Origin of the sequence: Streptomyces sp. IMTB 2501, from assembly GCF_001953885.1 — a bacterium.
Lineage (GTDB): Bacteria > Actinomycetota > Actinomycetes > Streptomycetales > Streptomycetaceae > Streptomyces.
In genome coordinates, this window is the sequence record NZ_MQUS01000052.1 from 34,069 (window position 1) to 42,715 (window position 8,647).

General features: G+C 72.7%; 8 protein-coding genes and 1 pseudogene. All 9 read left to right on the forward strand.

Annotated elements, in window-relative coordinates:
- Positions 1 to 294 precede the first annotated feature (294 nt).
- On the forward strand, positions 295 to 657 hold the full coding sequence (locus AV521_RS43965; RefSeq protein ID WP_076097506.1) for a metalloregulator ArsR/SmtB family transcription factor: 363 nt from the start codon (positions 295 to 297) through the stop codon (positions 655 to 657).
- Positions 650 to 3,271: a magnesium-translocating P-type ATPase gene (gene mgtA, locus AV521_RS43970; protein ID WP_076097509.1), complete on the forward strand. Its 2,622-nt coding sequence runs from the start codon at positions 650 to 652 to the stop codon at positions 3,269 to 3,271. Before AV521_RS43965 ends, mgtA begins: the two co-directional genes overlap by 8 nt.
- 46 nt (positions 3,272 to 3,317) lie before the next feature.
- Positions 3,318 to 4,004 (forward strand): hypothetical protein, encoded by a 687-nt coding sequence (locus tag AV521_RS43975; RefSeq protein WP_076097511.1) that lies wholly within the window; start codon positions 3,318 to 3,320, stop codon positions 4,002 to 4,004.
- Positions 4,005 to 4,083: 79 nt separating this feature from the next.
- Positions 4,084 to 4,380, forward strand: coding sequence for a hypothetical protein (locus AV521_RS43980; RefSeq protein ID WP_076097513.1), 297 nt, complete (start codon positions 4,084 to 4,086; stop codon positions 4,378 to 4,380).
- 144 nt (positions 4,381 to 4,524) lie between these two features.
- The gene (locus tag AV521_RS43985) at positions 4,525 to 4,914 is read left to right on the forward strand and encodes a BlaI/MecI/CopY family transcriptional regulator (RefSeq protein ID WP_076097515.1); all 390 of its coding nucleotides are present in this window, start codon (positions 4,525 to 4,527) and stop codon (positions 4,912 to 4,914) included.
- A gap of 222 nt (positions 4,915 to 5,136) precedes the next feature.
- Entirely contained in the window at positions 5,137 to 6,081 is a 945-nt protein-coding gene (locus tag AV521_RS43990) for a M56 family metallopeptidase (protein ID WP_076097517.1), read from the forward strand.
- Positions 6,082 to 6,274: 193 nt separating this feature from the next.
- Positions 6,275 to 6,913 carry a phosphatase PAP2 family protein gene (locus AV521_RS43995; protein WP_076097519.1) on the forward strand — a complete coding sequence of 213 codons (639 nt, stop codon included), beginning with the start codon at positions 6,275 to 6,277 and terminating at the stop codon, positions 6,911 to 6,913.
- Positions 6,914 to 7,099: 186 nt separating this feature from the next.
- The gene (locus AV521_RS44000) at positions 7,100 to 8,020 is read left to right on the forward strand and encodes an undecaprenyl-diphosphate phosphatase (protein ID WP_076097522.1); all 921 of its coding nucleotides are present in this window, start codon (positions 7,100 to 7,102) and stop codon (positions 8,018 to 8,020) included.
- Between the two features lie 191 nt (positions 8,021 to 8,211).
- Positions 8,212 to 8,647 (forward strand): annotated as a pseudogene (locus AV521_RS51940) (LytR family transcriptional regulator); the annotation flags it as partial.

Genomic DNA, 8,647 nt, shown 5'->3' on the forward strand with positions numbered 1-8,647 from the left:
CCCCACCCCCGTCACCCCGCTGGTGCACCACCCCGCCCCTCAGGCTGGTGCTCCACAGCCACGCGCCGCAAGGCGGTCACAGCGCCAAGTAGGGCCCCGTCAACCGGATTTCATCGATATTTCATGGCTCACGCGCCGGCCGGGCCGGGACCAGCGGCCACAGCGGGAGCCGGGGCACAGCGCCACGGATCGTCCCGGGCCGGGCCGCTGTGACCGGGACGCCCGGCATCGGGCCGCCTACACTGGGTCGGCACATCGGTGTCGGCTGTGTAGAGGGCTGGACGGGAGAGGACAGTGACGGGGAGCGTCGGTGGTTTCGAGGATCCGTCCGCCGAGGTTCTCGCCGAGGCGGCCGCCGCGTTCGGTCTGCTCGCCTCCGCCGCCCGGCTGCACCTGATGTGGGCGCTGTCACAGGGCGAGAGCGACGTCACGCATCTCGCCGCCCGCGTCGGCGGAGCGCTGCCCGCGGTCAGCCAGCATCTGGCGAAGCTGAAGCTGGCCGGGCTCGTGAACTGCCGCCGCGAGGGCCGACGGCAGGTCTACTACGTGGACGACCCGGACGTCGTCACCGTGGTGCGGGTGATGGTCGGACAGTTGACGGCACGGTCGCAGCACGTCCTCGCGCCGGTGCGCGAGCTGCGCGGGACCGGTGGCTGAGTCCACCGCGGCCTCGGGACAGGACGCCGGGACGCCTGGCCCGCCGGCCGTACACGCACCCCGAGGACGGTCCGCCCCGACCGTGCTGGAGACGTTGCGCCGGCTGGACAGCGGGCCGCGCGGGCTGACCGAGGCGCAGGCCGAGGAGCGGCTGGCCCGGCTGGGGGAGAACATCGGCCCCGCCTGGCGCGCGGCCTCCTGGCCACGGCTGCTCCTGCGCAGCCTGCGGGACCCGTTCACGGCGGTGCTGGCGTGTCTCGGGCTGGTCTCGGCAGCCGTCCTCGCGTGGAGCACCGCCTCGGTGATCCTGCTGCTCGTCGTGGTGAGCTGCGTCCTGCGGGCCTCCGGGGAGCACCGGGCCGACCGGTCCACGGCCGCGCTGCGCGCGCTGGTCGCCACCACCGCCACCGTGCTCCGGCGGGCCGACGAGGAGGCCGCACCGGCGTCCCGCGAGCTCCCCGTGGCCGAGCTGGTCCCCGGCGATGTGATCCGGCTGGGGCCGGGCGACCTGGTCCCGGCGGACGTACGGCTGCTGCGGGTGAGCGGCCTGACCGTGCACCAGGCCGCGCTGACCGGGGAATCCGCACCCGTCGCCAAGTCGGCCGACGACCTGCCTCGCGCGTCCGGCGGCGGGCTGTTCGATCAGCCGCAGCTCTGCTTCCAGGGCAGCAGTGTGGCCTCCGGCAGCGCCACCGCGGTCGTCACCGCGACCGGTGCGCACACCCGGTTCGCCGCGGCCCACGAGGGCCGGGCCGGCCGGCCGGAGGCGAGTGCCTTCGACCGTTCCGTGCACGGCGTCTCCTGGATCCTGATCCGGTTCATGCTGCTGACTCCGCCGCTGGTCCTGATGGCGAACGCGACGCTGCGCGACCGCGGCCTGGAAACGCTGCCGTTCGCCGTGGCGGTGGCCGTCGGGCTGACCCCGGAGATGCTGCCGGTCCTCGTCACGCTCTGTCTGGCCCGCGGCGCCTCACTGCTGGCCCGCACGCACGGCGTGATCGTCAAGCGCCTGCCGGCCCTGCACGACGTCGGTGCCGTCGACATACTGTGCCTGGACAAGACCGGCACCCTCACCCAGGACCGCCCCGTCGCCGACCGCGCCCTCGGCCCGGACGGCGCGGACGACCCCGAGGTCCTGCACTGGGCCGCCGTCAACGCCTGGTGGACCCTCCAGCTCGCCGACCTGCCGGAACCCGACGCCCTCGACGAGGCGATCCTGGACGCGGTCGACGAGGACACGCTCACGGCGTACGACGGGGTCGCGGCCGTGCCCTTCGCCCCGGACCGCCGGCTCGCCGTGGCGGTCGTGCGCACCCCCGGCCGGCTCGGCACCCACACCCTGGTCGTCAAGGGAGACGTCCAGGCCGTCCTGGAGCGCTGCGCACTCGCGGACGACGAACGGGAACGGCTGCGCGCCCTCGCCGGCCGGCAGGCCGACGGCGGCGTGCGGGTCCTGGCGGTCGCCACCGCGGAGCGTCACTCACGCGGGCGCGACTATCAGCCGGCCGACGCCCGGGACCTGGCCTTCCGGGGCCTGATCACCCTGCGGGACGCGCTCGCGCCCACCGCCGCCGACGCCCTGACGGTCCTCACCGACCGGGGTGTCACCGTCAAGGTCCTCACCGGCGACCATCCGGGCACCGCGGTCCGCGCCTGCCTCGACCTGGGCATTCCGGTCGCCGCGGACGCCCTTCTCACCGGCGACGACATCGACCTCCTCACGGACGCCGAACTCACCGAGGCCGCCGGCCGTACGACCGTCTTCGCGCGCTGCGCCCCGGAGCACAAGGCCCGGATCACCGAGGCCCTGCGCACCGGCGGGCACACCGTGGGCTTCCTCGGCGACGGGGTCAACGACCTGCCCGCGCTGCGCGCCGCCGACGTCGGCATCGCCCCCCGGGACGCCGCCGACGTGGCCCGGGAAGGCGCCGACGTGGTGCTGGCGGAGAAGGACCTCACCGCGATCGCGCACGCCGTCGCCGCGGGCCGGCACGCGGGCGGCAACATCGTCACCTATCTGCGCATCACGCTGTCGTCCAACCTGGGCAACGTCCTGGCGATGCTCTCCGCCGGTCTGCTGCTGCCCTTCCTGCCGATGCTTCCGGCCCAGGTCCTGCTGCAGAACCTGTGCTTCGACGCGGCCCAGCTCACCTTCGCCCACGACCGCCCCGGCCCCGGCACGCTGCGCCGGCCGACCGTGCTGGACCCACGCGACCTGCTGCGCTTCATCACCGGCTTCGGAGTGCTCAACGCCGTCGCCGACCTCGCCACCTTCGGCGTCCTCGCGCTCGCGATGCACGGGCCGGGCAGAGGGGTGAACCAGGCGGTCTTCCACTCCGGGTGGTTCACGGAGAACCTGATCACCCAGGCCCTGGTGATGGTGCTGCTGCGCGTCGGCCGCGGTGCGGCCGAGTTCCGCAGGCCGGGCCCGGTCGCCTGGGCCGCGCTGGCGCTGGCCGTCATCGGCCTGGCGCTTCCCCTCTCGCCCCTGGGCCCGGTGCTCGGCCTGACCGCCCTGCCTGCCGTGTACTACCTGCTGCTCACCGCCGTCCTGGTCTTCTACGCGGCGGCACTCGTGGCGGCCCGCAACCGGACCGCCTCACGCCCGTCTTAATCCCCACGCGGTACAAGGTTGTCGGCCGACGGGCGAGAGGAGCGACATGGCGCAGACCCGGGCACCGAAACGCCGGCGGTGGCTGGCCGTGCTGGTCTTCGCCCTGGTCGTGTACGTCATCGTGCGCGCGGCCGACACCCCGCAGGACGATCCGCCACCCCATGGGAAGGCGTCGGCCTCCCCGCCGAGCCCGTCGGCCGGCTCCTCCGCCCCGTCGTCCCCGTCGCCGACGGCCGCTTCCTCGTCGTACGACCCCGCCGACTACGCCACCCAGGTCCGCGCCCGGGCCCGCCAGGCCAGCGTCAGCGCCCAGCTGCTGATGGCGGTCCTCTACAACGAGGCGTACAAACCACATGACCCGTCCTTCGAGCGGGCGTGGCAGAAGTACAAGCCGGACGCGGCCTTCGGCATCGCGAACATGCACCGCGCCACCTTCGACGAGGTCAAGCAGGGCCGGGACTTCGCCGGCCGCCGTTGGGAGGAGTTGCCCGACGACCGTGACCTCGCCGTCGAAGCCGAAGCCTGGTACCTGCACGACCTGGCGGCCCGGCTGCCGTCCCAGTGGCCCGCTCCCTACCCGAGGAACGACCTGCTGGCTCTGGGGTACAACGCCGGGCCGGGCAACATGCTCGCCTTCGCCCGCGGCGCGGCCCCGGGCGCCCAGGCCCGGTCGTACCTGGACCAGCTGCACGCGAACTGGGCCAAGGCGGGGAAGGCCGTCGGCGCAGGCTGAGTATCTGACTTGCCGCCTTGCGCAATAATCGAAGTTCCGTGGGGACCGGCCCCCGGTATCGGGGGAAGGAAGGGCGTTCATGCCGGGCGGGGACTTTCGGCGTACGCGTGCTGCGAACCTGCGGCTGGGCGCTGCCGTGGCCGAGGTCGAAGGGCTTTATTCGGCGTTATTGAGGGCCCGTTCACCCGAGCGGCGCAGACGGCTGCAGACGGAACTGGCGCGTGCCGCCGGCCGGCTCGCCGATGTGGCGGCCGTGCCGCCCGAGCCGCGGTCCTCGTCCGTCGGCGTACGGCGCTCACGGTGGGGACGCAGGCGGGCACTGGCCGAGCGCGGCGCCGCGTGGATCACGGCGCGGTTCGGACCGAACACGCACTGAACCCAGCCGCGGGCTCCGCACCGTCAGGGCTCGGCACGTACCTCCTGGGAATCCGTCCCGCATGGCAGACTCGACCTCAGCAGCCTTTACACCGCCGTAAAAGTTGCGTGGCGGCAAGAGACGGACGAGGAAGCGACGAACTCCATGGACGGCGACACACACGAGCGGGGCTCCAAGTTGCCGAACGGCGCGCGGGAGGCCGAGATCCTCGCCCTGCTGCAGCAGGCCGAGGGCGCGCTGACCCCGGGTGAGGTCACGGATCGGTTCGACGGCGAGCTGACCTACAGCAGCGTGGTGACGATCCTCACCCGCATGCACAGCAAGCAGCTGCTCACCCGCACCCGGCGAGGGCGGGCCTACGCCTACGCCCCCGCCACCGACGAGGCCGGGTTCGCCGCCCGCCGGATGCGCACCGTCCTGGAGGAGCGGTCCGACCGGCAGGCCGTGCTCGCCCGCTTCGCCGACGGCCTCTCCGACTCCGACGCCGAGCTGCTGCGGCAGCTCCTCGGCCCCGACTCCGACGCCGCCCGCTGAGCCGTCGTCCGCCAGAGCGGAATCGCGGAGCACGCCACATTCTCAAGGGCACGGGCGCACCCCAGGCGGCGTCGCCGTCGGTTGCCGGCTCCCCGTCGTCGCCGCCCTCCGCCGCCTCGCAGCTGGACACACCATGCTCCGCTCACCTGTACTGACAGAACACCGTTGCCTGGAGCCGACCTGATCCGCCGGACAGGCCCTAGCACCTTCGAAGAGGCCCGGATGCGCATCCTCGTCTACCTCCCGCTGCTGCTGCCGCTGCTGGCTCCGCTGGGCGCCCGGCAGTTGTCGGAGCGTTGCGAACCGCGCCTGGCGACCTGGCTGCTCACCCTCTCCTCACTGGTCCTGGCGGTGGCCGGCGTCATCTCGCTGGGTGTGCTGGCCACCACCGGCGTGACCCGCGTACCGCAGCTCGCCGGGCTCGGACACTGGTCGGTCGGCACCGCGCGGCGCGAGGACCCCACCGAACTCTCCGTCGCCGTCCTCGCGGGGCTGCTGCTCGGCGGCGCCCTGGTCATGGCCGCGCGGATGCTCTGGCGCCGGGCCCGGGCTCTTGCCGCCGCCGCGCTGGACGCGGCCTGTATGCCGACGCGGGACGGGGTGGTGGTGGTCGAGGATCCGGCGCCGGACGCGTTCGCACTGCCGGGGGTGCCGGGCCGGGTCGTGGTCTCCACCGGGATGCTGCACACCCTGGACGAGGGCGAGCACGGCATCCTGCTCGCCCATGAGCGTGCCCATCTGACCGCGCACCACTACGCGTTCGTCGCCCTCGCTCAGCTCGGCGCCGCCGCCAACCCGCTGCTGCGCCCGCTGGCCGCCGCCGTCGGCTACACGACCGAGCGCTGGGCCGACGAGTACGCGGCCACCGTCACCGGCGATCGCGTGCGCGTCGCGCGGACGGTCGGCAAGGCCGCCGTCGCCGCCCACGCCACCCCGGTCCGCTCCCGCCTTCCCGGCGCGGCCCTGGGCATCCTGGGCCGCCGCCGCAATCCGCTCGCCACCGCAGGTCCCGTGCCCCGCCGGGTGGCGGCCCTGCTCGCCCCGCCCCTCGGACGCCGTCCCCTGCTGATCGCGGCCACCCTCGCGGTCCTCGTCACCGCCGTCTGGTCCAGCGCCGAGGCCGCCCACGACCTCCACCAGCTGCTGGAGACGATCGGCGTCCGGTGAGCACCGCCGTCCGACGGTGAGCGCCGCCGCCCGAGGGCGCACGCCGGCTGACTGGCATATGCCCTGCTCAGGGGCTGCATCGAGATCCTGCGTACACCCCGAGATTTTACGCGCGTGTAGATGTTAAGGTGTTGTTCACCATTCCGCATCTCGGTGTTATCGCGGTATCCGCCTGCCCGAAAGCCCCCGCCTGATGACCCCTCACGCCACGGCGTACCTCGCCCTCGACGGCTCCCGCATCGACGGCTCGCTCTTCACATCGGTCACCGACTTCGCCCGGGACACCCCCTGGCTCAACGCCCCGATCGCGCTGACGACCAACCTCGGCCTCGGCGTCTTCGCCGTCCTGATGCTGATCGGCTGGTGGCGGGCCCGCCGCCGCGACGACTCGGCCATGGCCACGGCCCTGGCCGCCCCGGTGGCGGTCGTGACGGCCTTCGCCGTCACCGAGGTCGTCAAGAAGCTCGTCGCGGAGCCCCGTCCGTGTCGCGCCCTGCCGCACGACTTCTACGTCAACAGCTGTCCGGCGCCCACCGATTACGCGTTCCCCAGCGGCCACACCACCACCGCGGCCGCCACCGCCGCGGCCCTCTTCCTCCTCGACCGCCGGCTCGCCGCGATCGCCGCGGTCTGTACGCTCCTGGAGGGCTTCACCCGTGTCTACGTCGGCGATCACTACCCGCACGACGTCCTCGGCGCCATCCTCATCGCCGCACCCGTCGCCCTGGCCGCCGGCCTGATCCTGCGCGGTCTGCTCCGCCCCCTGGTCGCCCGCCTGCGCACCGGAGGCGCACTCCAGCCGTTGCTCACGGCCCACCCCGCCACCCGGTGAGCACCGAAGGCATTCCGGACTCCGGCTCCCCGGGGCCGTGACATGAACAGTGGGCGTTGGCAAAGTGAACACATCGCGCCGCTTGACCTGACTTTTACACGCGTGTAATAGGTTTTGGTTGGCCGGAGCCACTGCAAGTGTTGTCCGGAGCCCGGCCCCGCGTGCAGTTCGAGCCAAAGGCCAACCATGTCCGTCCTGACCTACCCCGAAGCCGTGGGCGTCGGCCTGCTGCAAGGCGTGACCGAGCTGTTCCCGGTCTCCAGCCTCGGGCACAGCATCCTGATACCCGCCCTCCTGGGCGGGCACTGGAAACACGACCTCGATGTCTCCGCCGACGGGTCTCTCTACCTCAACGAGCTGGTGGGTCTCCATCTGGCCACCGCGGTGGCGCTCGTCGTCTTCTTCTGGCGGGACTGGGTGCGGATCATCCGCGGACTGTTCACATCGATCACCCAGCGGCGGATCGAGACCGTGGACCAGCGGCTCGCCTGGCTGATCGTCACCGCCAGCATCCCGGTCGCCGTGGCCGGCGTGGCGCTCGACAAGGTGTTCCGCACCACCCTCGGCAAACCCGTCCCGACGGCGATCTTCCTGGCCCTCAACGGCATCGTGCTGTTCGTCACCGAGCAGCTCAAGCGCGGCGGCTCGGGCCGCAGGCGCGCCGGCGCCTCCCTCACGGCGCAGGAGGAGCAGCTGAGCCCGGACGAACTGTCGGACCAGCGGATCACCCGGATGACCATGCGGGACGCGCTGACGATCGGCGCGGCCCAGATCCTCGCGCTCTTCCCCGGCATCAGCCGCTCCGGCTCGACCATCAGCGCGGGCATCTTCAAGGGCCTCAACCACGAGGACTCCGCCCGCTTCGCCTTCCTGCTCGCCACGCCGGTGATCGGCGGCGCCGCCCTGCTCAAGCTGCCGCCGCTGCTCGGCTCCCAGGGCGACGGCCTGCGCGGTCCGCTGCTGGCCGGCAGCGTGGCCGCGTTCGTGGCGGCCTACCTGGCCACACGTTTCCTCGTGAAGTACTTCGAGAACCGGACCCTGATCCCGTTCGCCATCTACTGCTCCGTCGCGGGACTGGGCAGCCTGGCCTACTTCACCCTCGCGTGACCGGCTCCATGAAATCCCCCCACCTGTGAATTGCGGCATGGGCGGTGCTGCCCGGGCTCTGGGTTTGCTAGATTGCGCAACTACGCAATCGAGGCGTGGTACCTGCTGCTTCGCCTGCCCGTACACCGCCGCTGACGCCGGCCGTAGCACGACGGCCCGCCCGGCAGGCCCGACCGTTCATGGGAGTGGAAATGGGCGACCCGTGGGACGGCCCGGGCGGGCAGGCCACGCGCAGCCGCACGCGCCAGGTGTCAGGACAGCGTAAGGCCGGGCTCGACGGAACACGTCCTGCGGGCGGCAGGGCCGCGAGCCGGGCGGCGTCCCGCGCCCGCGGCGGCAGCCGGTCGGGGCGGCGGGCCCGTCAGGCGGGCCGGGCCCGGAAGGTGTTCAAGGCCATCGGGATCACCCTGTCGGTCATCATCGTGATCACGGCCGGTGCGGGCTGGTGGTTCTACGAGCACCTGAACGGCAACATCCAGAGCCTCTCGCTGGACGGCAAGGGGGGCACCGAGAAGGCTGACGCGTTCGGCCGTACCCCGATCAACATCCTGGTCATGGGCTCGGACGGCCGTACCAGTGCGGCGGACTGCAAACTGGGCGGCGGCTGTTCGAAGACCGGTGTGCAGA

Bases quoted from the DNA above. Each gene is read 5' to 3' on its own strand.
- AV521_RS43995 (WP_076097519.1), top strand. From the start codon at position 6,275: ATGACCCCTCACGCCACGGCGTACCTCGCCCTCGACGGCTCCCGCATC.
- AV521_RS44000 (WP_076097522.1), top strand. From the start codon at position 7,100: ATGTCCGTCCTGACCTACCCCGAAGCCGTGGGCGTCGGCCTGCTGCAA.
- AV521_RS43975 (WP_076097511.1), top strand. From the start codon at position 3,318: ATGGCGCAGACCCGGGCACCGAAACGCCGGCGGTGGCTGGCCGTGCTG.
- AV521_RS43985 (WP_076097515.1), top strand. From the start codon at position 4,525: ATGGACGGCGACACACACGAGCGGGGCTCCAAGTTGCCGAACGGCGCG.
- AV521_RS43980 (WP_076097513.1), top strand. From the start codon at position 4,084: ATGCCGGGCGGGGACTTTCGGCGTACGCGTGCTGCGAACCTGCGGCTG.
- AV521_RS43990 (WP_076097517.1), top strand. From the start codon at position 5,137: ATGCGCATCCTCGTCTACCTCCCGCTGCTGCTGCCGCTGCTGGCTCCG.